Origin of the sequence: Streptomyces sp. NPDC058691 (assembly GCF_042714775.1) — a bacterium.
GTDB lineage: Bacteria > Actinomycetota > Actinomycetes > Streptomycetales > Streptomycetaceae > Actinacidiphila.
The window spans coordinates 133,473-158,463 of sequence record NZ_JBHXSO010000006.1; the positions used below are offsets into that span (position 1 = coordinate 133,473).

Sequence of the window (24,991 nt, forward strand, 5' to 3'; positions counted from 1 at the left end):
ACGAGGGGGTCAGACGACAGTGACCGCGGCGGCGTAGTGGCAGGCCGCGTTGTGGTCGCCCGCCAGGGCGGAGGGTGACGGGTCCTCGTCGCGGCAACGGCCGCGCTGGACCTCGTCGAGGGCGGCGAACTTCGGACAGCGGTTGCGGAAGCGGCAGCCGGTGGGCACATCGGTGGGACTGGGCAGATCGCCGGTGAGCAGGACGCGCTTGCGCATCCGTTCCCTGCGGGGGTCGGGCAGCGGGACGGCCGAGAGCAGGGCCTGGGTGTACGGGTGCGAGGGGGCGCCGAAGACCGCCTCCGCGGAGCCGATCTCGACGATCCGGCCCAGGTACATCACGGCGATCCGGTCGGCGATGTGCCGCACGACGGACAGGTCGTGCGCCACGAAGAGATAGCTCAGCCCCATACGGGACTTGAGCTCGTCGAGCAGGTTGAGCACACCGGCCTGGATGGAGACGTCCAGGGCGGAGACCGGTTCGTCCAGGACGACCAGCCTGGGTTCCAGGGCCAGGGCGCGGGCGATGCTGATGCGCTGCCGCTGGCCGCCGGAGAACTCGGCGGGGAAGCGGTCCACATGGTCCGGGTCGAGACCGACCTGGGACAGCAGTTCCGGCACCCGGGCGGCGATGCGGTCCCGGGCCCAGCCGTGGGTCTTCAGCGGCTCGGCGATGATGTCGCCGACCGGCATGCGCGGGTCGAGCGCCGCCATCGGGTCCTGGAAGACCACCTGGAGGTCGCGGCGCAGGGCCTTGCGGTCGGCGCCCTTCAGCCCCCGGATGTCCTTCCCGAAGACCGTGACCGAGCCGGACTGGCCGGAGGGCAGGTCGAGGATCTCCAGCAGGGTGGTGGTCTTGCCGCAGCCGGACTCGCCGACCAGGCCGAGGGTCTCGCCCTCGCGGATGTCGAAGGTGATGCCGTCGACCGCCCGCACCTCGCCGACCCGGCGCTTGATGAAGGCGCCGTACGTCAGCGGGAAGTGCTTGACCAGTCCGCGTACCTCCAGCACGGGGTCGCGCAGGTCGCGAGGCCCGTCCGCGGCGGCGGCCGGGGGCAGCTCCGGCACCGGGTAGACGGTGGCCGGGTCGAGGGAGCCGCCCTCCTCCAGTTCGTGGCTGCGGTGGCAGGCGGTGGGGTGGTTGCCCCCCTCGCGCACCGTCAGCTCCGGCTCGACGCGCCGGCACACGTCGATCGCGACGGGGCAGCGCGCGGCGAAGGGGCAGCCGGGCGGCAGGGCGACCAGCGAGGGCGGGTTGCCGTCGATCGGGGTCAGGGCGTGCCGGCGGCCGTCGTCCAGCCGCGGGATCGAGCCCAGCAGGCCGATGGTGTAAGGCATCCGGGGCGAGTAGTAGACGTCGTCGACGGGCCCGGTCTCCACCGGGCGGCCCGCGTACATCACCTGGACCCGGTCGGCGAAGCCGGCCACCACGCCCAGATCGTGGGTGATCATGACGATCGCGGCGCCGGTGACCTCCTGGGCCTTCTTCAGGACGTCCAGGATCTGCGCCTGGATGGTGACGTCCAGGGCGGTGGTCGGCTCGTCGGCGATGATCACCTCGGGGTCGTTGGCGATCGCCATGGCGATCATCGCGCGCTGGCGCATGCCGCCGGAGAACTCGTGCGGGAAGGCGTCGGCGCGCCGGTGCGGGTCGGGGATCCCGACCAGGTCCAGGAGTTCGACCGCGCGCTTGCGGGCCGCGGCCTTGTCCAGGTCCTGGTGGATGCGCAGGGCCTCGATGATCTGGTTGCCGACGGAGTAGACCGGGGTCAGCGCGGACAGCGGGTCCTGGAAGACCATCGCGATGTCCTTGCCGCGGATCTTCGTCATCTCCCGGTCGTCCAGGCCCAGCAGTTCCCGGCCGTGCAGCTTCACCGAGCCCTTGACGTCCGCGGTCTCCGGCAGCAGGCCGAGGACCGCGAGGGAGGAGACGGACTTCCCGGAGCCCGACTCGCCCACGATGCCGAGGACTTCGCCGCGCCACACCGAGAAGGAGACGCCGCGCACGGCCCCGACCGGCCCGGCCTCGCTCGGGAAGGAGACGTGGAGGTCGGTGACCTCCAGGGCGGGGATCTCGGTCACGACGTGCGTCCTTCCTTGGACGTGCTCTTGGCCTTGCGGGCGGTGCGGGCCTTGGCGCGGTTGGAGTTGGGGTCGAGGGCGTCGCGCAGGCCGTCCCCGACGAAGGCGATCGACAGGCAGATGAGGACCAGGCAGCCGGCCGGGAAGTAGAACAGCCACGGGAAGGAGGGAGCCGCCGGGGTGCCGGTGGCGATCACCGTGCCGAGGGAGACGTCGGGGGCCTGCACGCCGAAGCCGAAGTAGGACAGGCTGGTCTCGCCGATGATCGCCGCGCCGACCTGGATCGTCCCGTCGATGATCAGCATCGAGGCCATCGAGGGCACGATGTGCCGGAAGATGATGACCGGCGCGGGGACGCCCATGTACTTGGCGGCCTTGACGAACTCACGGTCCTTCAGGGTGAGCGTCATGCTGCGCACCACGCGCCCGGTGATCATCCAGCTGAACGCCGCCAGCAGCACCACGAACAGCAGCCAGGTGGTGCCCTGGAACAGCGGTGAGAGCACCGCGATGATCAGGAAGCTCGGCATGACGAGCAGCAGGTCGACCACCCACATCAGGGAGCGGTCCGTCCAGCCGCCGAAGTAACCGGCGCTCGCTCCGATCGCGGCGGCGACGACCGTGCAGATGATGCCGGTCAGGATGCCGATGACCAGGGACTTCTGCATGCCGCGCATGGTCATGGCGAACAGGTCGGACCCGGTCTGGTCGGTGCCGAACCAGTGGCTCGCCGAAGGCGGTTTCTGGAAGGCCATGAAGTCCAGGTCGGTGTAGCTCCACTTGTAGAACAGCGGGGAGCCGTAGGCCATGACGAAGAGCAGGACGATCATGCACAGTCCGAACAGCGCCAGGCGGTTGCGGGCGAAGCGGACGGCGGTGAGCCGGGCCCGTCCGCCGCGGCGGCGCCGGGCCGGCGGGGCGATGAGGGTGGCAGGCTGGACGGAGGGGGTCTGGACAGCCATGAGTGAGGGCTCCTGGGGACGCGGGATCGGGGCTGCGGCGGGGTGCGGCGGTGCTCAGCGCACCCGTACGCGAGGATCGAGCGCCGCGTAGAGCAGATCGGAGAGGATGCCCGCGACCAGGACCACCACGGCGGTGAACATGCCGACCGCGGCGACCGCGTTGACGTCGTTGGTGCTGATCGAGTTGACCAGCCACTCGCCCATGCCGTGCCAGCCGAAGATCTTCTCGGTGAAGGTGGCGCCGGTGAAGAGCAGGACGACGTTGTATACCAGCAGCGGCACCACCGGCAGGACGGCGGTGCGCAGTCCGTGCTTCATCAGCGCCGCCCGCCGCGACAGGCCCTTGGCCCGGGCGGTGCGCAGGAAGTCGCTGCCCAGCACGTCCAGCATGGTGCTGCGCTGGTAGCGGCTGTAGAGCGCGATCTGGATGACGATCAGGGTCAGGCTGGGCAGTATGAGGTGCTGCAGCCGGCTGGCCAGGATCTCGCCGGTGCCGGACAGCCCCGGGTCGTACTCGCCGGTGTACTCGATGACCTTGTGTCCCACCGCTTCGTTGACGTCGATCGCCCAGAGCTTGAAGGTCACGGCGATCACGAAGACCGGCATGGCCAGTACGAAGAACGAGCCGAGCGTGGTGACCCGGTCCGACACCCGGTACTGCCTGATGGCTCCCCAGGCGCCCACCAGGACACCGCCGATGGAGCCCACGATCGTGGCGATCAGCAGCAGCCGGGTGCTCACCCCCACCCGGCGGGCGAACTCGTCGTTGACCTCACCGCCGGTGACGGTCCGTCCGAGGTCGCCGTGCGCCACTCCGCCGGCCCAGTGCGCGAAGCGCACCACGATCGGGGTGTCGGGGTTGAGGTTGTACTCGTTGAGGGTCCGCGTCACCGAGGCGGCGGGTACCGGGGGATTGCGGCCGACGAAGTTGGCCCGCGGGTTCAGGCTCAGCGCCGCGAGGGCGTAGGTGAGGGAGGCCGCGATGAGGACCAGCGCCAGATAGTTGACGAGTCGGCGCAGCAGATAACGGCCCACGAGTCACACACTCTCACTCGGTTCGACATAATGAAGAAAATTCAACGTTACAAGTCGGCCGGCTCTGGCATAGTTGTGTAGCGCCGCCGAAACATTGGTGTGCGCACCCGTCTCCGCAGGTCGTGCGGATGAAGTACGCGGCCCTTGCGGGTTGAGTGGGACTTTCGCAACCGAATTACTCCCACGTCAATGAAGGCCGGTTCGTCGTGATCGGACCTTTATTTTCTTGATCGAAATTTGACCCGACGATCGGGTAATCCCCTATTGCCCGAGGGGGATCGAGGGATAACCCTGCATTGCCCCGGAGTGCCGGTCCGGCCCGGTGAGCCGCAGTGCACAATGTCCCACTTTGAGGTCTGATGGGAGGTCAGGTGTCCTGTGTGGCGTAGAGCTCCCTGAGGAGGCATCCGATGCGACGGAGCACGGCGGGTTGGGCCATTGGTGCGACGGCCCTCGCCCTGGCGGCGACGGCGACGGCCTGCGGGGGCGGCGGAGACGGCGCGGGCGGCGAGCCGGACGGCAAGGGCGTGCTCAGCGCCTCGTGGACGGACCCGCAGAACCCACTGGAGCCCGCCAACACCAACGAGGTGCAGGGCGGCAAGGTGCTCGACATGATCTTCCGCGGCCTGAAGCGCTACAACCCCAAGACCGGGGCCGCCGAGAACGTCATCGCCGACTCGATCTCCACCACGGACTCCCAGACCTTCGAGGTCAGACTCAAGGACGGCTGGACCTTCAGCAACGGCGAGAAGGTGACCTCCGACTCGTTCATCAACGCCTGGAACTACGCGGCACTGGTGACGAACAAGCAGGTCAACGCGCCCTTCTTCAGCTACATCGACGGCTACGAGAAGGTCCACCCGGCCAGTGGCGCCCCGGCGGTCAAGGTGATGTCCGGCCTGGTGCGGAAGGACGCCCTGAACTTCACCGTCAAGCTCAACCAGAAGTTCTCCACCTGGCCCGACACCCTCGGCTACAACGCCTTCATGCCGCTGCCGAAGACCTTCTTCACCGACCGCGCGGCCTGGCTGCGCAAGCCGGTCGGCGACGGCCCCTACCAGGTCGACTCGTACACCAAGGGCCAGGTCATGAAGCTGCGTACGTGGAGCGGCTACAAGGGCTCCGACGCGGCAGTCAACGGCGGTGTGGACCTGAAGGTCTACACCGACAGCAACACCGCCTACACCGATCTGCAGGCCGGCAACCTCGACCTGGTCGACGACGTTCCCGCCCAGCAGTTGAGGAACGTCCGGTCCGACCTCGGCGACCGCTACCTCAACACCCCGGCCGGCATCATCCAGACGCTCGCCTTCCCGCTGTACGACAAGGCCTGGTCCGGCCCGGACTCCGCCAAACTCCGCCAGGGCATCTCGATGGCGATCAACCGCGACCAGATCACCCAGCAGATCTTCCAGAAGACCCGCACGCCCGCCAAGGACTGGACCTCACCGGTGCTCGGCGCGGAGGGCGGCTTCGACGACACCATCTGCGGCGACGTCTGCACCTACGACCCCGCCCAGGCGAAGAAGCTGGTCAAGGAGGCCGGCGGGATCCCCGGCGGCACCATGAAGATCACCTACAACGCCGACAGCGGCTCCCACAAGGACTGGGTCGACGCCGTCTGCAACAGCATCAACAACGCCCTCGGCAACGACAACGCCTGCGTCGGCAACCCGGTCGGCACCTTCGCCGACTTCCGCAACCAGATCGTCAACAAGCAGATGAAGGGGCCCTTCCGGGCCGGCTGGCAGATGGACTACCCGCTGATCCAGAACTTCCTCCAGCCGCTGTACTACACCGACGCCTCGTCCAACGACTCGCACTTCAGCGACCCGCGGTTCGACAAGCTGATCGACCAGGCCAACGCCGAGACCGACCTCGCCAAGGCCGTCGACACCTTCAAGGACGCCGAGCGCATCCTGCCGCAGCAGGTGCCGGCCATCGCCCTGTGGTACCAGAACGGCAGCGCGGGCTGGTCGGAGCGGCTGTCCGACGTGGCCCTCAACCCGTTCAGCGTCCCGGTCTACAACCAGATCAAGGTCAGCTGACGCCCCGTGGGACGCTATGTCGTCCGCCGGCTGCTGCAGATGATCCCCGTGTTCATCGGCACCACCATCCTGATCTTCTTCATGGTGTACGCGCTCGGCGACCCGGTGCAGGCCAAGTGCGGGGACCGCGCGTGCGACCCCGCCACGGCCGCGCAGATCCGCCACGACCTCTATCTGGACCACCCCCTGTGGCAGCAGTACCTGCACTACATGGGGCAGATCTTCCAGGGCGACTTCGGCACGGCCTACAACGGCCAGGCGGTCACCGAGCTGATGGTGAGCGCCTTCCCCGTCACCGTGCGCCTGACGATCATCGCGATCCTCTTCGAGGTCGTCATCGGCATCAGCCTCGGTGTGCTCACCGGGCTGCGCCGCGGCCGTCCCGTCGACACGGCGGCGCTGCTCGCCACGCTGATCGTGATCTCGGTCCCGACGTTCGTCTCCGGCTACGTGCTGCAGTATTTGCTCGGGGTCAAGTGGAAGCTGATCGCGCCCTCGGTCTCCACCGAGGCGCCCTTCGGTGAGCTGATCATCCCCGGCCTGGTCCTGGCGCTGACCTCGCTGGCGTACGTCACCCGGCTCACCCGCACCTCCATCGTGGAGAACGCCCGCGCCGACTACGTGCGCACCGCCACCGCCAAGGGGCTGCCGCGCCGCCGGGTGGTCACCCACCACCTGCTGCGCAACTCCCTCATCCCGGTCGTCACCTTCATCGGCACGGACATCGGGGCCCTGATGGGCGGCGCCATCGTCACCGAGCGCATCTTCAACATCCGCGGCGTCGGCTTCCAGCTCTACCAGGGCATCCTGCGGCTGGACTCGGCCACCGTCGTCGGCTTCGTGACGATCCTGGTCATCGTCTTCCTCGTGGCGAACCTGCTCGTCGACCTCCTGTACGCGGTGCTCGACCCGAGGATCCGCTATGCCTGAGCCGGACGGCGGCGATCCGGAGCGAGCCGGCAGACCCTCCCGCCCCAGCCGAGGAACCACCATGCCCGAACCCCGCAACCACCCCGACGAGGCCATGGAACCGGCCGGCGGCACCGGCGCCTCCATGGGACTCGGGCAGGACGAGGCACGCAGCCTGGAGAAGCCACTCCCCGGGCAGCCGGGCCCGCCCGGCCCGCCAGAACAGCCCGTGGTGGACAAGCCGCGCAGCCTGTGGTCGGACGCGTGGCGGGACCTGCGGCGCAATCCGGTCTTCCTGCTCTCCGCGGTCGTCATCGTCTTCCTCGTCGTCATCGCGATCCGGCCGCAGCTGATCGCCGACGGCAATCCGCTCAGCTGCGACCTCGCCAACTCCCAGAAGGGGTCGTCGCCCGGCCACCCCTTCGGTTTCGACAACCAGGGGTGCGACGTCTACACCCGGGTCGTGTACGGCGCCCGCGCCTCGGTCACCGTGGGCATCTGCGCCACCGTCGGCGCCGCGCTGCTCGGCAGCCTCCTCGGGGGGCTGGCGGGCTACTTCGGCCGGTGGCCGGACGCGGTGCTGTCCCGGGTCAGCGACATCTTCTTCGGCATTCCCATCGTGCTGGGCGGCCTGGTCTTCCTGTCGGTGATCACCAACTCCACGGTCTGGCCGGTGGTCGGCTTCATCGTGCTGCTGGGCTGGCCGCAGATCGGCCGTATCGCGCGCGGCGCGGTCATCACCGCCAAGCACAACGACTACGTGCAGGCGGCCCGGGCGCTGGGCGCCGGCAACGGGCGCATCCTGCTGCGGCACATCGCGCCCAACGCGGTGGCGCCGGTCATCGTCGTCGCGACCATCGCGCTCGGCACGTACATCGCGCTGGAGGCCACCTTGTCCTATCTCGGCGTCGGCCTGAAGCCGCCCACGGTGTCCTGGGGCATCGACATCTCCCAGGCCTCCACCCAGATCCGCAACGCCCCGCACATGCTGCTGTGGCCGGCCGGGGCGCTGAGCGTGACGGTGCTGGCCTTCATCATGCTCGGCGACGCGGTCCGCGACGCTCTCGACCCCAAGCTGCGCTGATGGACGGAGACGTGATGGCCGGCCCCGCGACGGACGAGGCCGCGGGTCGGGACGGGACACCGCTGCTCGACGTCCGCGATCTGCACGTGGAGTTCCGCACCCGCGACGGCGTCGCCAAGGCCGTCAACGGCGTGAGCTACTCCGTGCGGTCCCACCAGACGCTCGCCGTGCTCGGTGAGTCCGGCAGCGGCAAGTCGGTGACCGCGCAGGCGGTGATGGGCATCTTGGACTCGCCGCCCGGCTACGTCACCCGGGGCGAGATCCTCTTCCAGGGCCGGGACCTGCTGACGATGAGCGGTGAGGAGCGCCGCAGGGTCCGCGGCGCCCGGATGGCGATGATCTTCCAGGACGCGCTGTCCTCGCTCAACCCCGTGCTGACCGTCGGCGACCAGCTCGGCGAGATGTTCCGGGTGCACCAGGGCATGTCCCGCAAGGCCGCGCGCGCGAAGGCGGTCGAGCTGATGGACCGGGTCCGCATCCCGGCGGCGAGGGAACGCGTCGGCCAGTACCCGCACCAGTTCTCCGGCGGCATGCGGCAGCGCGTCATGATCGCCATGGCGCTCGCCCTCGAACCCGAGCTGATCATCGCCGACGAGCCGACCACCGCACTCGACGTCACCGTCCAGGCGCAGGTCATGGAACTGCTGGCGGAGCTGCAGCGCGAGTACGGGATGGGTCTGATCCTCATCACCCACGACCTCGGAGTGGTCGCCGACGTCGCCGACCACATCGCCGTCATGTACGCGGGACGCATCGTGGAGACCGCCCCCGTCCACGAGATCTACAAGCGCCCCGCCCACCCGTACACCAAGGGCCTCCTGGAGTCGATCCCGCGCCTGGACCACAAGGGCCAGGAGCTCTACGCCATCAAGGGCCTGCCGCCCAACCTGCTGCGCATCCCGCCCGGTTGCGCCTTCCACCCGCGCTGCCCGATGGCCCGCGAGGTGTGCCGCACGGACGAACCGGAGCTGTACCGGGTGAGCGACACGCGCGGCAGCGCGTGCCACTTCTGGAGGGAGTGCCTCGGTGAGCACGAGCACTGAACCCGTTCTCCAAGTACGCGGGCTGGTCAAGCACTTCCCGCTGACCCAGGGCATCCTGCTCAAGAAGCAGGTCGGCGCCGTCAAGGCCGTCGACGGCGTCGACTTCGACCTCCACAAGGGCGAGACCCTCGGCATCGTGGGGGAGTCCGGCTGCGGCAAGTCCACCGTCGCCCGGCTGCTGGTCAATCTGGAGCAGGTCACCGCGGGCCGCATCCTCTACAAGGGCGAGGACATCACCCGGCTGTCCGGGCGCGCCCTGAAGGCGGTGCGCCGCAACATCCAGATGGTCTTCCAGGACCCCTACACCTCGCTCAACCCGCGCATGACGGTCGGCGACATCATCGGCGAGCCCTACGACATCCACCCCGAGGTCGCCCCCAAGAGCGACCGCCGGCGCAAGGTGCAGGACCTGCTGGACGTCGTCGGCCTCAACCCGGAGTACATCAACCGCTATCCGCACCAGTTCTCCGGCGGCCAGCGGCAGCGCATCGGCATCGCCCGCGGTCTGGCGCTGCGCCCGGAGATCATCGTCGCCGACGAGCCGGTGTCGGCGCTGGACGTCTCCGTCCAGGCCCAGGTCGTCAACCTCATGGAGCGGCTGCAGAACGAGTTCGACCTGTCCTACCTCTTCATCGCGCACGACCTGTCCATCGTCCGGCACATCTCCGACCGCGTCGCGGTGATGTACCTCGGGCGGATCGTGGAGACCGGCGACGACACCCAGATCTACGAGCACCCCACGCACCCCTACACCCAGGCCCTGCTCTCCGCCGTCCCCGTTCCCGACCCCGAGGCCCGCGAGCACCGCGAACGCATCCTGCTCTCCGGCGACGTCCCCTCCCCGGCCGACCCGCCCTCCGGCTGCCGCTTCCGCACCCGCTGCTGGAAGGCCCAGGAACGCTGCGCCCTGGAGGTCCCGGAACTCGCCGTCCCCGCGGTCTTCCGCGGCCTCGACTCCCCGGCGGCGCATGCCAGCGCGTGCCACTTCGCGGAGGAGAAGACGGTGGTGCCCCCCGGCGACTGAGCCGAAGGGGCGCGGCCGGTGTCGAATGGGTGGGGGCACCTCTGGGCGAGCGCCCCGGAGGCGAACCGAGCCTCCAATAACACAGCCCGCGCCCGGTGTTGCTGGGGTGTGGGCGCGGGCCGTGTTTCCGGCGGAGACGTGTGCCGAGCCCGGGTCAAGGGGTCCTGTCGGCGGACGTCTCCTCGATCGCGGCGAGCGCCGGGTCGAGGATGATGTCCTCGCCCCGTGCCGCGACCGTCGGTTCCTCGGGGAAGTGGCACGCACTCAGGTGCCCTTCCCGGTTTCCCTCGATGCGGACCAGCGGCGGTTCCTCGGCCGCGCACTTGTCCTGGGCCTTCCAGCAGCGCGTACGGAAGCGGCAGCCGGACGGCGGGTCTATGGGGCTGGGCACGTCCCCGGCGAGGCGGATCCGCTCCCGCCTGCCGACGCCGTCCGGATCGGCCTCGGGGACGGCGGACAGCAGCGCGTGCGTGTAGGGGTGACGCGGCCGCGCGTAGAGCGTCTCGCGGTCGGCGACCTCGACGATCTTCCCTAGGTACATCACGGCCACCCGCTCGGAGAAGTGCCGCACCACGGCGAGGTCGTGGGCGATGAAGAGAAAGGCGAGGCCGAACTCCCGCTGCAAATCCTGAAGCAGGTTGACCACCTGCGCCTGGATCGACACGTCCAGCGCGGAGACCGGTTCGTCCGCGACGATCAGCTTCGGCCGCAGCGCGAGGGCGCGGGCGATGCCGATGCGCTGCCGCTGGCCGCCGGAGAACTCGTTGGGGTAGCGGTTGTAGTGCTCCGGGTTGAGACCGACGATCTCCAGCAGCTCCTGAGCGCGCTTCTTGCGGCCCTGCGGCGGGTTGACGTCGTTGAGCTTCATCGGGGTCTCGATGATGGTGCCGACGGTGTGCCGCGGGTTCAGCGAGGCGTACGGGTCCTGGAAGATCATCTGGAGGTGCTGGCGCGCCTGGCGCATCCTGCCGACGGGCTTGTGGGTGATGTCCTCGCCGTCGAACCTGATGGTGCCCGCGGTGGGTTCCAGCAGCCGGGTGACCAGGCGGCCCGTGGTCGACTTGCCGCAGCCGGACTCGCCGACCAGGCCCAGTGACTCACCGGCCCCGACCGACAGGTCGATTCCGTCGACGGCGCGCACGGCGCCGATCTGCCGCTGGAAGACGATGCCCTGCCGGATGGGGAAGTGCATCCGCAGACCGCGTACTTCGAGCAGGTTCTCGCCGGCCGGCTGCTTCGCGGCGGGGGCCGCCTGCTGCCCGGGGAAGGGCTGGGTGGTGCTCACGGCATGCTCCTGTTCGTCCGCCGCCGTCACTTCGCGGCACCGGCGATTCCGGCGCCACGGCTCTGCGTCCTGCTCCCTGCGGTGAAATGGCAGGCCGCGATGTGCTTCGGGGTGCCGGGGACCGGCAGCAGTTCGGGCCGCTCCGCCGTGCAGCGCCCGCCGGGCACCTGGTCCTTGAACGCGCAGCGCGGGTGGAAGGCGCAGCCGCCCGGGAGGTTGATCAGGCTCGGCGGGGCGCCCGGGATGGGGTTCAGGCGGTCGCTGACGTCGCCGCTCAGATGCGGCATCGACTGGAGCAGCCCCCAGGTGTAGGGGTGCTCGGGCTGCCGCAGCACATCGCGTACGGTGCCGTACTCGATGCGGCGGCCGCCGTACATGACCAGGATGTCGTCGGCGATCTCGGCGACCACCCCCAGGTCGTGGGTGATGATGATGACCGCGGAGCCGAACTCCTGCTGCAGATCGCGGATCAGATCCAGGATCTGCGCCTGGACGGTGACGTCCAGGGCGGTGGTGGGCTCATCGGCGATCAGCAGCGCGGGGTCGCACACCAGGGACATGGCGATCATCGCGCGCTGCCGCATGCCACCGGAGAACTGGTGCGGGTAGTCCTTGGCCCGGCGCTCCGGTTGCGGGATGCCGACGCGCTTGAGCATCTCCACGGAGCGTTCCCTGGCCTCCTTCCTGGAGGCCCGGTGGTGGACCCGGTAGGCCTCGGCGATCTGGGCACCGACGGTGTAGAAGGGGTGCAGCGCGGAGAGCGGGTCCTGGAAGATCATGGAGACCTTGTCGCCGCGCAGCGCGCGCATCTGCGACTCGGGCAGCGCGACGAGTTCCTCGCCGTCCAGCCAGACCTCGCCGGAGACCTTGGCACGGGAGTTCTTGTGCAGCCCCAGCAGGGCCAGCGAGGTCACCGACTTGCCCGAGCCGGACTCGCCGACGATGCCGAGGGTCTTGCCCCTCTCCAGGGTGAAGGACACCCCGTCCACCGACTTGACGATGCCGTCCTCGGTCGGGAAGTGCACGCGCAGGTCCCGGACCTGGAGGAAGGAGGACGAGGGTGCGAGGTCCGCGGTGTGCGGCGAGGTTTCGAGGGCCACGGGTGCTTCCTTGCTCAGGCGAGGCGGACGCGGGGGTCGATGACGCCGTAGACCATGTCGACCACGACGTTGGCGAGGACGATGAAGGTGGCGGCGAAGAGGGTGGTGCCGAGGATGACCGGCAGATCGGAGTTGGTCACCGAGTCGACCGCCAGCTTGCCGATGCCGTTGATGCCGAAGACCGACTCGGTGATGACCGCGGATCCACCGATCAGTGAGCCGAAGTCCATGCCGAAGATGGTCACGATCGGGGTGATCGCGGCGCGCAGCCCGTGCTTGACGATGACGGTCCGGGCCGGGACGCCCTTGGCCCGGGCGGTGCGGATGTAGTCCTCGCCGAGCACATCCAGCATGGAGGAGCGGGTCAGCCGGGTGTACAGGGCGAGATAGAGGATGACCAGGGTCGCCCAGGGGAGGATGAGTCCCTGGAACCAGGAGGCCGGATCCTGGGTCAGCGGGGTGTAGCCGGGAGCCGGCAGCAGCTGCCACTTGTCGACGAACACCCACATCAGCAGCAGTCCGACGAAGTAGATCTGCAGCGACACACCGAACAGCGCGAAGCCGACCGCCACCTTGTCGGCGGCCTTGCCCTTGCGCACCGCGGCCAGCACGCCGAGGCCGATGCCCAGGACCAGGAAGACGACCGCGGAGCCGAGGCCGAGCGAGAGGTCCGCCGGGAACGCGTCCAGCAAGGTGGTGAGGACGGGGGTGTCGGTCTGGAAGGAGATCCCCAGGCAGGGCGCGGCGCAGTGGACGAGCACGCTCTGGTCGCCGTAATTGCGGCCGGCGAAGAGCCCCTTGAAGAAGTTCCAGTACTGCTCGCTCAGGCCCTGGTCCAGGCCCAGAGAGTGCTTGATCTCCGCGAGACGGGAGGGGGAGCAGGTCTTTCCGCAGGCCAGGAGCGCGGGGTCGGAGGGCAGCGCGAAGAAGATGAAGAAGGTGATCAGGCTGATCACCACGAGGATGACGGCCGCCGCCAGCAGACGTCGGATCAGGTATCGGAACATGTGGTGCTGGGACCCGGCGAGGAGCCGGGTCCGCCTCCCTCTCGCTGTGGACCGGCGCGGTGGTGAGCTGCGCGTGGGTGACGATGGTGGGGGGAGCCTGCCCGGCCGGCGGCGGGTGGCCGCCGGCCGGGCGCGATCACGGGTGGATCACTTCTTGACGTAGACGTGCACCAGGCTCGGCTCGGCCAGGATGGTGTCGGAGATGACGCCGCCGACCTTGGAGCCGGACATCTCGCTGAAGTTCATGTACATCAGCGGCACCACCGAGGCGTCCTTCACGATCTGCTCGTCCAGCGCGCCGTAGCCGGCGTTGCGCTTGGCGATGTCGGTCATCTTCGCGAGCTTGTCGATCTGCGCGTTGACCTTGGGGTCGTTGAGGTAGGAGATGTCCTGGTTGGACAGCGGCAGCTTCTTGATCTGCCGGCCGTCGAAGAGGACGGGGAGCACGGTGGAGGCGTTCGGCCAGTCCGCGATCCAGTCCATCCAGGCCATGTCGTACTGGTTCTTGGTGTTGTCCAGGGTGCTGAAGTAGTTGGCGGCGTCGAGCGGCGTGACGTTCACCTTGATGCCGATCCGGCCCAGCGAGCTCTTGATCGCGTCGGCGAAGTGCTCCTGCGTGGTGGTGTTCTCCACCGCCAGCGACATGGTCGGCGTGGGGTTCCCGGCCTGTGCCATCAGCGCCTTGGCCTTGGCGAGGTCACCGGCCGGGGTGCTGCTGTAGAGGCTGAACTTCTTGTAGCCGCCGATCCCGGGGGTCAGCATCGTGTCGGCGTAGTCGCCGTACGCCGCACCGCCGAAGGCGCCACGCGCCGTGGTCTTGTCGATCGCGTACTCGATCGCCTGGCGGACCCGGAGGTCTTTGACCCGGTTGACGTTGATCGTCAGGTAGTTGATGCCCGGAGCGGCGATCTTGTAGTAACGCGACTTGACCGTCGGGTCGTTCGAGATCTGGGACAGGTCGGAGCCGGCGATCGGCCACTGCTGGAGCGCGGTCTGCGCGGCGCCGCTGTCGGACTTGAGCTGCTGGTCGATGGCCGCCTCGTCCTGGCCGAACTTGACGTCCATCTCGTCGACGTTCTGCTGCCGGATCGGGTCGGAGGGCTGCGACCAGTGCGGGTTCTTGACGAGGACGAGTTCCTTGTTCTTGGTGTACGACTTGATCATGTAGGGACCGTCGGACCACACATGGGTGTCGTAGGTCGCGCCCGTGTCCTTGGACTTGGGCACGGCCGACCACGCGGGCATCGCGGTGGTCTCGTTGAAGTCGGCCACCGGCGTGTTGAGGTGGAACACGATGGTGTACTTGTCCGGCGTGCTGATGGAGCTGAGCTGCTTGCCCTTGTACGGGCCCTTGTAGCCGGCGCCGCCGACCAGCCACTGGCTCGCGTACGGCGGGCCGCCGTTGATGTCGGGCGAGAACGCGCGCTCGACGCCGTACTTGACGTCCTGCGAGGTGACCTCGGTGCCGTCCTGGAACTGGACCCCGTGGCGCAGGTGGAAGGTCCACACCGTGGCCTTCTTGCTGGACTTTCCGGTGTCGGTGGCCAGGTCGCCGACCAGTTTCGGCGTGGAGCCGGTCTCGTCCCAGCCGGTGAGGCTCCGGACGATCTCCTCGTCCATGCTCGAACCCTCGGTCGTGTAGGTGCGCTGGGGGTCGAGGTGGTCGTAGTCCGCCTTGTTGAGAATGGTCAGCGTGCCGCCCTTCACCGGGCCGCTGCTGCTGTTGCCGCTGCCGCCGGAGGAACCGCCGCAGGCGGTGGCCCCCATGGCCAGCGCTATCGCGGTCGCCGTGAAGGCGGCCGTGCGCGTGCTACGCATCATCGAGGAGTGCTCCTTTTGCTTGTCTGCCGGGCCTCGGCAGCTGCCGGGCGGGGCTGAGGGGCCGTGCGGTGCGTCAGCCGCGGTTTGCGCGGGGGTCGAGGGCGTCCCGCACGCCGTCGCCGAGGAGGTTCAGCGCGAGTACGAGGATCAGGAGCAGGACTCCGGGGACGAAGAGGTACGCCGGGTCCTGGAGGAAGAACTGCGAGGCGTCGGTGAGCAGGGAACCCCAGTCGGGGTTGGGCGGGACGACGCCGACGCCCAGGTAGGACAGGGCGGCCTCGGTGGTGATGTTCTGCGGGACCGCGAGGGCGAACGCGATCAGGATCGGCGCCCACAGGTTCGGCAGCAGTTGGCGGAAGAGGATGTGACGCCATCCCGCGCCCATGATCCGCGCGGCGTCGACGAACTCCCGCTCGCGCATGGACAGGACTTGACCGCGTACGAGGCGTGCGGTGTAGGCCCACGCGAACGCCGCGATGTTCAGGACCAGGACCGCGAGCCGGAGGTTCTCGTTGGTACCCCCGTGGCTGTCGGTCTGCAGCGCACTCTGGATCACCGGAGTGAGGGCGATGATGAACAGCAGCTGCGGGAACGCCAGCATCACGTCCATGACCCGGGACAGCAGGGTGTCGATCCAGCCGCCGAAGTAGCCGGCCGCCAGCCCGACCACGACGCCGACCACGGTCGACACCACGGCGGAGACCAGGCCCACGAGGAGCGAGGTGCGCAGGCCGTAGACGATCCGGGCGAACAGGTCGTAGCCGGTGCCCGGTTCGACGCCCAGCAGGTGCGTGAGGCTGATGCCGCCGAAGGAGCCGTACGGGTAGTTGCCGGTGTCCGGGTTGATCGCCTTGTTGTCAGGGGCGATCGGCCCCCAGCCGGTCACGGCGGTGAGCAGCGGGGCGAACAGCGCTATGAGGACGAACAGAACGGTGATGACCAGGGCGATCGTGGTGATCTTGTCCCGCCTGACGCGTTTCCAGGCCATCTGGGACGGGGAGCGGCCGGCGATGGCCTTACGGCCGCGGCGCGGTGGGCCCGCCGTCGGTTCTGCCGGGTCGGCGGTCCGTGGCGGGCCGCTGCCGGTCTCGACCGGCTGGGATCGGGTGCTCATCGTATGGACATCCCGGATTTGAGCTCAGAGTGTCGTGGGGACCGCCCGGCCGATTCGCCGGCGGCCTTTTCCCGTCCCCCGTAGGCCGGGGAAAGACCGACCGGGGCCGGTGGCCCGGTCGCGGCGCTGGTTGAACTCGTCATTCAGATCTGCCCTTGGGTGAAAAGAAGATGTGACGGCGGTTGCCAATGGCTTAAGGGTCTGCGGACTTGGCGCAACGCTAAGCGAGATCGTCAAGGGAGGTCAGGGGTGATAGACGCTTTTTTATACTTGTTTGTAAATGTTGATGGCAGTGCAACGCATCCTTGGGCGCAGCTTGAACTGACATGTGGCTAAACAGCGCATTTCGGACATCCTCACCGTGGTGTGCGGGAGGTTTCGCCCCTTTATGCCAGCCTTACGGCGGGCCGGCGGGGGAGGCGGGTCCCGATGAGGCGCCTCGGAGAATGGAGTTCCGGGGGCGGCCGTGCTCGGCCCGGGTGGGGTGATCCGCTGCCGCACCGGCGAGCATTGGTGAAAGCTGTGAATGCCCGCGGCCGGCCGGTGCCGGCCGGTGTCGGGGCGGAATGCGGCGGCCGGTCCGGACGGGGCGGGCGCCGGGAAATCGCGTACGCAATTGCCCCGGGACGTGATTTCCGTCTATCGGCGTGGCCGCGCGCCGGACGGCAACTCCCGTGCTCCGCAGGCGATTGCGATGAAAGCGGGGGCGGAGTCTTTTACACGCAGGCAACTCCGCCGACGCATCCGCGATATACGGACGCGCCACGCTGAACGGCGTACGGCCGTGCGGGTGCCGTTCGCCGGCCGGGGTGACCTCTCGTCCCCCCGGCCGGCCACCCGCCGGGCCCCGCGTTGAACGCGGAACGGTCGCGCCACGTATCTCCCCGGGAACGCAAGGACACTGCTGCCGGAGGGGCCTGGGAGGTGGCCATGCGGCAGACGTATCGGCTCGGTGGAGTGATCTGTGCTGTCCTGGGAGCGGCCGAGGCCGTCTGGGTGGCGCAGGACGTGACGCAGTTCCGGGCGGAGGGCGCCGTCAGAGTGTGGACCGGGCTCGGAGTACCGGTCGGCGGGGCGCCGCTGATCACCTCCACCGTGGACCTGCTGCTGCTCGCGCTGTACGCGGCCGCCGCGGTGGCCGCCTTCCGGCCCGGCGGCGTGGGGGTCCTCGGGGCCGCGGCCGTCATCACCCTGGCGCTGCGCACCCCCGCGGCCTTGATCCTGGCCCCCGGCTCCGGCGGCGTCCTGCGGGGCCTGCAGGGGCCGTTGCTGCTGACCGCGGGCGGGCAGGTGGCCGGGGCGCTCCTGCTGCTCCTGGTCGTACGCCGCAACGGGGCCGACGCCCCGGCGCCGCCCCGGCCCGCGGCCGGGGTGCTCGCGGGACTGCTGCTGCTGGTCGCCGCGGCCATCACGGGCATCTGGGAGTTCACCCGCACCCACGGCGATCCGGCCGCGACCCCCCTGCCGGCGAGCTTCCTGTTCCGCACGGCCGTCGGCGGATACCTCGTCAACTCCCAACTGGGCGCGCCCTTCGACTGGCAGGTCTGGGCGAGCGCGGGGCTGGCCGCGGCGGCCGGGATGGCCGCCCTGGCGCGGGCGCCCTTCTCCCGGCCGCTGGGCATCTCGGTCGCGTGCCTGCTGGGCTTCATCGCCGTCCCGGTGCTCGTCACCTTCCGGCTCCAGACGCTGTCCGGTGCCGACTTCGCGGCGGGCTTCTCGGCGGCCGCGGCGGTGGTGGTCACCCTGCTGCTGATCCCCCGCCGGCCGGACTGGGACGGGGTCCCGGAAGGCGACCCCTTCGCCGACGCGGAGGTGGTTCCGGCCGCCGACAACCTCAGCATGCCGCTGTTCGACCAGACGGCCGTCCTGCCCGTCGTCGACGCGTACGGCCCCCCGCCCGGCATGCCCCCCGGGGAGGCCCGCGCGGCATACCTGCGCGAGCCCCCGTTCGGCTAGGACGGGCTGCGCGTGCGCGCATCGCTGTCTCGGCCACCCCTGTAAGGCACCCGCGCCTGCCCGGCTGCGTCGCACGGCGGGGACGGCTCTCCGCCGTGCGACGTGCCGCACCGGGGCATCACGTGGTGGTGGCCGGGGGAGCGGCGGGATCTGCCGTCCGGGTTGTGGGGGCCTCCTGGCGGAGCCGGGGGAGACGCTTTCGGGGCACGCCCCGGGGCGCGCTGTCGGCGTCGTTGTCCCGGCTATCGCCGTAAGGCACCCGCGCCTGCCCGGTCGCGTCGCACGGCGGGGACGGCTCTCCGCCGTGCGACGTGCCGCACCGGGGCATCACGTGGCGATGGCCGGGGGAGCAGCCCTCCGGGCGGCGGGTCGCGGCGGCGCTAGGCGAGCCCCAGCGACCGCTTGAGGAAGGCGACCTGGAGCAGCAGCAGGTTCTCGGCGACCTGCTCCTGCGGGGTCATGTGGGTCACCCCGGACAGCGGCAGGACCTCGTGCGGGCGCCCGGCGGCCAGCAGGGCGGAGGACAGCCGCAGGGTGTGGGCGGCGACCACGTTGTCGTCCGCGAGGCCGTGGATGACCATCAGCGGCCGCACCTGCCCGGCCGGCGCCGACAGCCCCGCCTCGGTGACCAGTGAGTTGGCGGCGTACACCTCGGACTGCCGTCCGGGGTCGCCGAGGTAGCGCTCGGTGTAGTGGGTGTCGTACAGCCGCCAGTCGGTGACCGGGGCACCCGCCACGCCCGCGTGGAAGACGTCAGGGCGGCGCAGCACCGCCAGCGCGGCGAGGTAACCGCCGTACGACCAGCCGCGGATGGCGACCCGGCCGAGGTCCAGCGGGTAGCGGGCGGCGAGCGCGTGCAGCGCGTCGACCTGGTCGTCGAGGGTGACGCCGGCGAAGTCGCCGGCGATCGCCTTCTCCCACGCGGGGGAGTGCCCCGGGGTGCCGCGGCCGTCCGCGACGACCACCGCGAAGCCCTGGTCGGCGAGCCACTGCGCCTGCAGGTAGGCGCGCTGGGCGTGCACCACCATCTGGCCGTGCGGGCCGCCGTAGGGGTCCATCAGCACCGGCAGCGGGCCGTCGCCCTCCCGGTGGCCGGACGGCAGCAGGACCGCCGCGGGGATGCCCCGCTCGCCCGCGGTGGTGAGGACGGGGCGGGCGGTCAGTACAGGCGTCTCGGCGTGCGAGGCGATCACGGCGACCTCCTCGCCGTCGCGCAGCACGCGGGCGGTCGCGCCCGGCTCCTCCAGACCGGCGGACGTCACCACCGAGACCGCGCCGGAGCGCACCACCGCGTGGACGCCCGGCGTGCCGGTCAGCCGGACCGGGCCGCCGGGCCCGCCGTCCGCCCGGTACACATGGACCTCGCCGGTCTCCGGGTCCTTGGCGCCGGCCCCCGCCGAGGCGGTCAGCAAGATGCCGTCCCCGTCGCTCCCGAGCACCGAACGCACATGCAACTCCGGTCCGGTGAAGGAACGTTCACCCACGACCAGGCATCGCGCACCGCTCTCGTCGGTGATCCGCACCAGGCGTTCTCCGCTCGCCCAGACCGGTACCCCAGCGAAAAGATCAAGCCAGATTTCGTCCCGCTCCCGGTGCACCTCCCGGGTGCCTCCGGTGGCCGTGTCGACCGCCAGGTACACCTGCTCGCGCTGGTCCCGCGCCTGCACGAGCAGCAGCGGCGGACCCGCCGCCGACCAGTGCACCCGCGCGAGGTACGGGTAGCGCTCCCGGTCCCACTCCACGGGCGTCGCCGTGCCGTCCAGGGTCAGCAGCACCAGCGTGACCTCGGCGTTGGGCGTGCCGGCCGCCGGGTAGGCGACCTCGGCGGGCTCCTGCGCGGGGTTGGCGGGGTCGGCGATCCACCACCGCCGCACCGGCGTGTCGTCCACCCGGGCGGCCAGCAGGGCGGTGCCGTCCGGGGCCCACCAGTAGCCGCGGCCGCGGGACATCTCCTCGGCGGCGATGAATTCCGCCAATCCGTAGGTGACGCCGGGGCCTTCCGGCTCGGCCAGCGCGCGGTCCCCGCCGCCGTCCGCGTCCACCACGCGCAACGCGCCCTCCGCCACATAGGCCACCCGGCGGCCGTCCGGCGACGGGCGGGGATCCGCCACCGGGCCCGGCACCGCGATCTCCCGGGCCGTGCCCGCCCGCAGCTCCGCCGTGAACAGCCGCCCGGACAAGGCGAACGCGGCCAGTTCCACCGCGTCGTCCGTCGCGTACGCCACGATGCCCGCCGATCCCTCGCGGCTGCGTTCGCGCCGCGCCCGCTCCTGCGGCGACAGTTCCTCGTCCGCGCCGGCGAGCAGCGCCGCAGGATCGGCCGCGACCCGCTCGGCCGCGGCGCCGTCGCCGGGCAGGTCCAGCACCCACAGCAGGTGCGAGCGGTCGGTGCCGGTACGGGAGCGCAGGAAGGCGATGCGCGCCCCGTCCGGCGAGACGGAGAAGGCGCGCGGGGCGCCGAGCGAGAACCGCTGCGTGCGGGCGTACTGCCGCGGGAAGGAGAGCGATTGCGTCATGAGGGCGAGTCTCCCACCGGGCCGGTCGCCGGGCCCGGCGCGCGCACCCGCGAGAACCGGCCATGCGCCCCCGCGTGCTCCCGTGCACCGAGCTATGCGGTCCACCACAAAGTTATGATCCATTGCCGAGAGTGGGTAACAACCGGTTGGCAACTGCTGTCGCGACCCTGAGGCCCTGGAGGTGAGCCGCTGTGGCACTCTCGATTTCGGCGGTGCTGCTGCTGCTGATCGTCGTGTTCCTGCTCGTCCGGAAGTCCGGGCTGAAAGCGGGGCATGCGGTGGTCTGCGTACTGCTCGGCTTCTATCTGGCGAGTTCGTCGATCGCCCCGACGATCAGGGACCTGACCAACAACGTCGCGGGCATGATCGGGGACTTCAAGTTCTGAGCCGTAGGCTCTCCCCATGACCGCGACGCCCGCCCGCCGACTGCTCCTCGTCCACGCACACCCCGACGACGAGTCGATCAACAATGGCGCCACCATGGCCAAGTACGCCGCCGAGGGGGCCCACGTGACGCTCGTGACGTGCACCCTGGGCGAGGAGGGCGAGGTGATCCCGCCGGAGCTGGCCCACCTGGCCGCCGACCGGGACGACACCCTCGGCACCCACCGGATCGGCGAACTCGCGGCCGCCATGAAGGAGCTGGGCGTCACCGACCACCGGTTCCTCGGCGGCCCCGGCCGGTACCGCGACTCGGGGATGATGGGCGTCCCGCAGAACGAGCGGCCCGACTGCTTCTGGCAGGCGGACCTCGACCAGGCGGCCTCGTACCTCGTGGAGGTGATCCGCGAGACGCGGCCGCAGGTGCTCGTCACCTACGACCCCGACGGCGGCTACGGCCACCCCGACCACATCCAGGCGCACCGGGTCGCCATGCGCGCCAGCGGGCTGGCCGCCGAACCGTCCTTCCGGCCCGACCTCGGCGCCCCGCACGCCATCGCCAAGGTCTACTGGAACTGCGTGCCGCGGACCGAGGTCGAGGAGGGCTTCGCGCGGCTGCGCGCGGCCGGCAAGGACCACCTGTTCGAGGGCATCGCGACCGCCGACGACGTGCCGGGCGTCGTGGACGACTCCGAGGTCGGCGCGGGCATCGACGCCGAGGGGCGCTACGCCGCGCGCAAGGCGGCGGCGATGCGGGCGCACAGCACGCAGATCGCGGTGGACGGCCCGTTCTTCGCCCTCTCCAACGACCTCGGGCAGCCGCTCTTCGGTGCCGAGTACTACCGCCTGGTCCAGGGCGAGCCCGGGGTCGCGGACGGCCGCGAGGACGATCTGTTCGCGGGGGTGGGGGCATGAGGCGCCTCGCGTATCCCGTGCTCGCCGTGCTGGGTGTCGTCGTCGCGGTCGCCGGGGCGCTGGTCCAGGCGGCCTGGTTCCCCGGCGGGCTGATCCTGGCGCTCGCCGGCTGCGCGGCCCTGTTCTGGGGCGGCGCCAAGCTGACCGGCGGGCGGGTGGGGGCGCTGGTGCCGGCGGCGGTCTGGCTGCTCACCGTGATCTTCCTCAGCTCCGCGCGCCCGGAGGGCGACTTCCTGTTCGCCAATGGACTCAGCCCGTACATCTACCTGTTGGGCGGTGCCATGGCGGGCGTGATGTCGGCCACGCTCGCGCAACCCGGGCCTCCCGGTGGCGGATCACTTGAGGCACGATAGGCGCCACGTTCCGTCCGTTACGATGCGCGCGTTGACCGCTCACGAACTGCGCGTCGTCCGTTTTGGTGGATGACGTCGTATAAATCCCGTTGGTACGGGCGGTCTCCCCCCGGCGGCAGGCGACTCCTCGGCGGTGCCCAGTATGGTGGTGCGCGCCGCCGGGCCGCCCGCGGAAGGCCGTGACGGGTGGCGAAGCGAACCGGGAGAGCCTGCATTGAGTCGTGAAACTGACCGTCCGTCCCCCGGCCACCAGGGCCGGGGCGGAGCCGCGTATCCCTCGGGCACCCCGCCGTACGGGACCCGCCCGTTTCCGTCGCTGCATCCGCAGGAGGGCCCACGGGACGAGGCACCGGCCGACGGGGAGACCCCGGCCGCCCCGGCCGCGGGAGAGCCCAGGACCGAGACCACGCTGACCACACGGGTCCGGATCAACATCCCCGGGTCCCGGCCGATTCCGCCCGTCGTGGTCCGTACGACCGTCGACGGCGCCGCCGAGGGCGAGGCCACCGCCTCCCCGGCCGCCGGCCCCTCGGCGGAGCCGGCGCAGCCGCCCGCGGGATGGACCGCCGGCGGCGACAACGGTGCCCTGGGCGCCGGGCAGCCCGAGCCGTCGCCCGCCCCCGCTCCGGCCGCCGAGCCCGAGGCCCCGGCGCAGGGCGCGAAGCCGACCAGCGACTGGTTCGCCCCGCGCAAGGCCGCCCCGGCCCCGCAGGCGCCGGAGGCGGCACCGCCCGCCCCGGCACCCGCTCCCGGGCCCGCGCAGGACTTCGCCGCCCCGGAGATCACGCAGCCGCTGCAGCTTGGCGACCTGCCGTCGCGGCCCACCGGCCAGGACCGCGGTCCCGGCCGCCCGGGTGGCCCCGGCGCGCCCGGCGGCGCGCCCCGGCCCGGCATTCCGTACCTCACCGACGGCCCCATGGGCCCCGGCGGGCCCGGCGTTCCCGGACCCCGGCCGTTCCCCGGCCAGGCGGGTCCCGGTGGTCCCGGTGGTCCCGGTGGCTTCGGCGACCCGGCCGGTCCGGGCGCGCCCGCTCCCGGCGGCCCCGGCACGCCGTTCCGCGGCTTCCAGCCCCCGGCCGGGCCCACCGCGGGCCCGGTGACCGGCGACATGCGGATCCCCCCGGCGGGCCCGGCCGGCGCCCCGCACGGCGCGCCGTCCCCTTCTCCGTTCCCCACCGCCTTCCCGCCCCCCGGGGAGCGGCTGTCCGGTGACACGGTCGTCAGCGGCATCCCGGCGGTTCCCCCCGGGGGCCCCCAGGTGACCCGCCCGGTCCCCGCCGCCGGCGGCGACGCGTACCACTTCCAGGAGGACGACGAGCCGGCGGCCAAGCCCAAGGGACGCTCCAAGCTGATACTGGCGGGCGTGGCCGTGGTGGTCCTGCTCGGCATCGCCTACACGGCGGGCCTGCTGATGGACCACTCCGACGTCCCGGCCGGCACCACCGTCTACGGCGTCGAGATCGGCGGCAAGTCCAAGGACGAGGCCGCGGCGGCGCTCGACGCGGAGCTCGGCCCCCGCAAGAACACGGCGATCACCGTCACCGTCGGCGACCAGACCAGGAAGCTGAAGCCCTCGGCCGCCGGTCTCGTCCTCGACACCGACGCGACCGTCCGCGACGTGGCGCACCGCGACTACAACCCGGTCACGGTGATCGGCTCGCTCTTCGGCGGCACGCGCGACGTGGACCCCGTCGTGGACACCGACAAGGACAAGCTCCGCGCCCAGTTGGAGAAGCTGTCCGACGGCCTCGGCGGTGCCGGCTCCGAGGGCAAGGTCACGTTCGTGTCCGGCAAGGCCGTCGCCGTCGCCGGCAAGCCGCACCAGGCCATCGACGTCGCCGGCTCGGTGGACAAGGTGACGGCCGCCTACGGCACGCAGATCGCCACCGGCAAGCCCGGCCTGGTCACGCTGGCGGCCACCACCGTCGAGCCCAAGGTCACCCAGGCCGCGCTCGACGAGGCGGTCAAGGGCTTCGGCAAGACCGCGATGTCGGGTTTCGTCTACGTGAAGGCGGGCGGCGGCGCCCCCGTCCCGTTCAGCCCGGAGCGCTCGCTGTCGGAGATCCTGTCGATGGTCCCGGACAAGGACGGCAACCTGACCCCGTACATCGACACCAAGGTGCTCAAGGGCCTGTACGGCGGCGCCTTCGACGGCGTGCTGGTCACCCGCGGAGACGGCAGCAAGACCGCCGTCACCCCGCAGGACGTCGCCTCGGCGATGCTGCCCGCGCTGCGGACGGACGACCCGTCGAAGAAGACGGTCACCGTGGAGGGCACCTCCTGACCGCCTGACTCCTCCGTCACGAACGCCATGGGTGTGGCCCCGGTACCCAGTACCGGGGCCACACCCATGACATCC

General features: G+C 70.7%; 19 protein-coding genes. 10 read left to right on the plus strand and 9 right to left on the minus strand.

All coding sequences use genetic code 11. The features are described from left to right. Nucleotides 1–9: 9 nt before the first annotated feature. Genes ACFWVC_RS06660 through ACFWVC_RS06670 form a run of 3 tightly spaced genes read right to left on the minus strand, consistent with a single transcriptional unit; the run spans nucleotide 10 to nucleotide 4,076 of the window. Nucleotides 10–2,079, minus strand: a complete 2,070-nt coding sequence (locus ACFWVC_RS06660; RefSeq protein WP_384279271.1) for a dipeptide ABC transporter ATP-binding protein — start codon at nucleotides 2,077–2,079, stop codon at nucleotides 10–12. After that, entirely contained in the window at nucleotides 2,076–3,041 is a 966-nt protein-coding gene (locus tag ACFWVC_RS06665) for an ABC transporter permease (RefSeq protein ID WP_384279279.1), read from the minus strand. Before ACFWVC_RS06665 ends, ACFWVC_RS06660 begins: the two co-directional genes overlap by 4 nt. Before the next feature lie 54 nt (nucleotides 3,042–3,095). Continuing rightward, nucleotides 3,096–4,076, minus strand: a complete 981-nt coding sequence (locus ACFWVC_RS06670) for an ABC transporter permease (protein ID WP_384279285.1) — start codon at nucleotides 4,074–4,076, stop codon at nucleotides 3,096–3,098. A gap of 410 nt (nucleotides 4,077–4,486) precedes the next feature. Here ACFWVC_RS06670 and ACFWVC_RS06675 point away from each other — a divergent pair, with 410 nt between their 5' ends. The 5 genes from ACFWVC_RS06675 to ACFWVC_RS06695 all read left to right on the plus strand — a co-directional run bounded on the left by ACFWVC_RS06675 (nucleotide 4,487) and on the right by ACFWVC_RS06695 (nucleotide 10,184). Next, the gene (locus ACFWVC_RS06675; protein ID WP_384279292.1) at nucleotides 4,487–6,124 is read left to right on the plus strand and encodes an ABC transporter substrate-binding protein; all 1,638 of its coding nucleotides are present in this window, start codon (nucleotides 4,487–4,489) and stop codon (nucleotides 6,122–6,124) included. A 6-nt stretch (nucleotides 6,125–6,130) separates the two neighbouring features. Then, entirely contained in the window at nucleotides 6,131–7,054 is a 924-nt protein-coding gene (locus ACFWVC_RS06680) for an ABC transporter permease (protein WP_384279301.1), read from the plus strand. Between the two features lie 61 nt (nucleotides 7,055–7,115). Beyond that, the gene (locus ACFWVC_RS06685) at nucleotides 7,116–8,117 is read left to right on the plus strand and encodes an ABC transporter permease (RefSeq protein ID WP_384279309.1); all 1,002 of its coding nucleotides are present in this window, start codon (nucleotides 7,116–7,118) and stop codon (nucleotides 8,115–8,117) included. A gap of 14 nt (nucleotides 8,118–8,131) precedes the next feature. Further along, complete coding sequence (locus ACFWVC_RS06690; RefSeq protein ID WP_384279590.1) at nucleotides 8,132–9,160, plus strand: ABC transporter ATP-binding protein; 1,029 nt, start codon at nucleotides 8,132–8,134, stop codon at nucleotides 9,158–9,160. Further along, nucleotides 9,144–10,184: an ABC transporter ATP-binding protein gene (locus tag ACFWVC_RS06695; RefSeq protein ID WP_384279317.1), complete on the plus strand. Its 1,041-nt coding sequence runs from the start codon at nucleotides 9,144–9,146 to the stop codon at nucleotides 10,182–10,184. Before ACFWVC_RS06690 ends, ACFWVC_RS06695 begins: the two co-directional genes overlap by 17 nt. Nucleotides 10,185–10,338: 154 nt before the next feature. On the opposite strand, the gene ACFWVC_RS06700 is transcribed toward ACFWVC_RS06695, so the two are convergent. From ACFWVC_RS06700 to ACFWVC_RS06720, 5 genes are all read right to left on the minus strand, one after another. Continuing rightward, a complete protein-coding gene (locus tag ACFWVC_RS06700) occupies nucleotides 10,339–11,469 on the minus strand; it encodes an ABC transporter ATP-binding protein (protein ID WP_384279325.1) in 1,131 nt (376 codons plus the stop codon). 26 nt (nucleotides 11,470–11,495) lie between these two features. Beyond that, nucleotides 11,496–12,569: an ABC transporter ATP-binding protein gene (locus ACFWVC_RS06705; protein WP_384279332.1), complete on the minus strand. Its 1,074-nt coding sequence runs from the start codon at nucleotides 12,567–12,569 to the stop codon at nucleotides 11,496–11,498. Between the two features lie 14 nt (nucleotides 12,570–12,583). Next, complete coding sequence (locus ACFWVC_RS06710; protein WP_384279340.1) at nucleotides 12,584–13,576, minus strand: ABC transporter permease; 993 nt, start codon at nucleotides 13,574–13,576, stop codon at nucleotides 12,584–12,586. A 147-nt stretch (nucleotides 13,577–13,723) separates the two neighbouring features. Further along, nucleotides 13,724–15,397, minus strand: coding sequence for an ABC transporter substrate-binding protein (locus tag ACFWVC_RS06715; RefSeq protein ID WP_384279344.1), 1,674 nt, complete (start codon nucleotides 15,395–15,397; stop codon nucleotides 13,724–13,726). Between the two features lie 73 nt (nucleotides 15,398–15,470). Then, nucleotides 15,471–16,511: an ABC transporter permease gene (locus ACFWVC_RS06720; protein ID WP_384279350.1), complete on the minus strand. Its 1,041-nt coding sequence runs from the start codon at nucleotides 16,509–16,511 to the stop codon at nucleotides 15,471–15,473. A gap of 930 nt (nucleotides 16,512–17,441) precedes the next feature. On the opposite strand from ACFWVC_RS06720, the gene ACFWVC_RS06725 reads away from it, so the two are divergent. Continuing rightward, complete coding sequence (locus tag ACFWVC_RS06725) at nucleotides 17,442–18,467, plus strand: hypothetical protein (RefSeq protein WP_384279358.1); 1,026 nt, start codon at nucleotides 17,442–17,444, stop codon at nucleotides 18,465–18,467. Nucleotides 18,468–18,847: 380 nt separating this feature from the next. On the opposite strand, the gene ACFWVC_RS06730 is transcribed toward ACFWVC_RS06725, so the two are convergent. Next, entirely contained in the window at nucleotides 18,848–20,983 is a 2,136-nt protein-coding gene (locus ACFWVC_RS06730) for an alpha/beta fold hydrolase (protein WP_384279363.1), read from the minus strand. Between the two features lie 191 nt (nucleotides 20,984–21,174). Between ACFWVC_RS06730 and ACFWVC_RS06735 the strand changes: the two genes are divergently transcribed. The 4 genes from ACFWVC_RS06735 to ACFWVC_RS06750 all read left to right on the plus strand — a co-directional run bounded on the left by ACFWVC_RS06735 (nucleotide 21,175) and on the right by ACFWVC_RS06750 (nucleotide 24,916). After that, nucleotides 21,175–21,369 (plus strand): hypothetical protein, encoded by a 195-nt coding sequence (locus ACFWVC_RS06735; RefSeq protein WP_319665541.1) that lies wholly within the window; start codon nucleotides 21,175–21,177, stop codon nucleotides 21,367–21,369. Between the two features lie 16 nt (nucleotides 21,370–21,385). After that, nucleotides 21,386–22,279 (plus strand): N-acetyl-1-D-myo-inositol-2-amino-2-deoxy-alpha-D-glucopyranoside deacetylase, encoded by an 894-nt coding sequence (gene mshB, locus ACFWVC_RS06740; protein WP_384279373.1) that lies wholly within the window; start codon nucleotides 21,386–21,388, stop codon nucleotides 22,277–22,279. Beyond that, the gene (locus ACFWVC_RS06745) at nucleotides 22,276–22,632 is read left to right on the plus strand and encodes a DUF6113 family protein (protein ID WP_384279378.1); all 357 of its coding nucleotides are present in this window, start codon (nucleotides 22,276–22,278) and stop codon (nucleotides 22,630–22,632) included. Before mshB ends, ACFWVC_RS06745 begins: the two co-directional genes overlap by 4 nt. A 214-nt stretch (nucleotides 22,633–22,846) precedes the next feature. Next, a complete protein-coding gene (locus tag ACFWVC_RS06750; RefSeq protein WP_384279383.1) occupies nucleotides 22,847–24,916 on the plus strand; it encodes a hypothetical protein in 2,070 nt (689 codons plus the stop codon). Nucleotides 24,917–24,991 lie beyond the last annotated feature (75 nt).

Excerpts from the sequence above, each read along its gene's own strand:
- ACFWVC_RS06665 (WP_384279279.1), bottom strand. The coding sequence starts at position 3,041 with ATGGCTGTCCAGACCCCCTCCGTCCAGCCTGCCACCCTCATCGCCCCG.
- ACFWVC_RS06675 (WP_384279292.1), top strand. The coding sequence starts at position 4,487 with ATGCGACGGAGCACGGCGGGTTGGGCCATTGGTGCGACGGCCCTCGCC.
- ACFWVC_RS06685 (WP_384279309.1), top strand. The coding sequence starts at position 7,116 with ATGCCCGAACCCCGCAACCACCCCGACGAGGCCATGGAACCGGCCGGC.
- ACFWVC_RS06690 (WP_384279590.1), top strand. The coding sequence starts at position 8,132 with ATGGCCGGCCCCGCGACGGACGAGGCCGCGGGTCGGGACGGGACACCG.
- ACFWVC_RS06710 (WP_384279340.1), bottom strand. The coding sequence starts at position 13,576 with ATGTTCCGATACCTGATCCGACGTCTGCTGGCGGCGGCCGTCATCCTC.
- ACFWVC_RS06715 (WP_384279344.1), bottom strand. The coding sequence starts at position 15,397 with ATGATGCGTAGCACGCGCACGGCCGCCTTCACGGCGACCGCGATAGCG.
- ACFWVC_RS06720 (WP_384279350.1), bottom strand. The coding sequence starts at position 16,511 with ATGAGCACCCGATCCCAGCCGGTCGAGACCGGCAGCGGCCCGCCACGG.
- ACFWVC_RS06725 (WP_384279358.1), top strand. The coding sequence starts at position 17,442 with ATGCGGCAGACGTATCGGCTCGGTGGAGTGATCTGTGCTGTCCTGGGA.
- ACFWVC_RS06730 (WP_384279363.1), bottom strand. The coding sequence starts at position 20,983 with ATGACGCAATCGCTCTCCTTCCCGCGGCAGTACGCCCGCACGCAGCGG.
- mshB (WP_384279373.1), top strand. The coding sequence starts at position 21,386 with ATGACCGCGACGCCCGCCCGCCGACTGCTCCTCGTCCACGCACACCCC.
- ACFWVC_RS06745 (WP_384279378.1), top strand. The coding sequence starts at position 22,276 with ATGAGGCGCCTCGCGTATCCCGTGCTCGCCGTGCTGGGTGTCGTCGTC.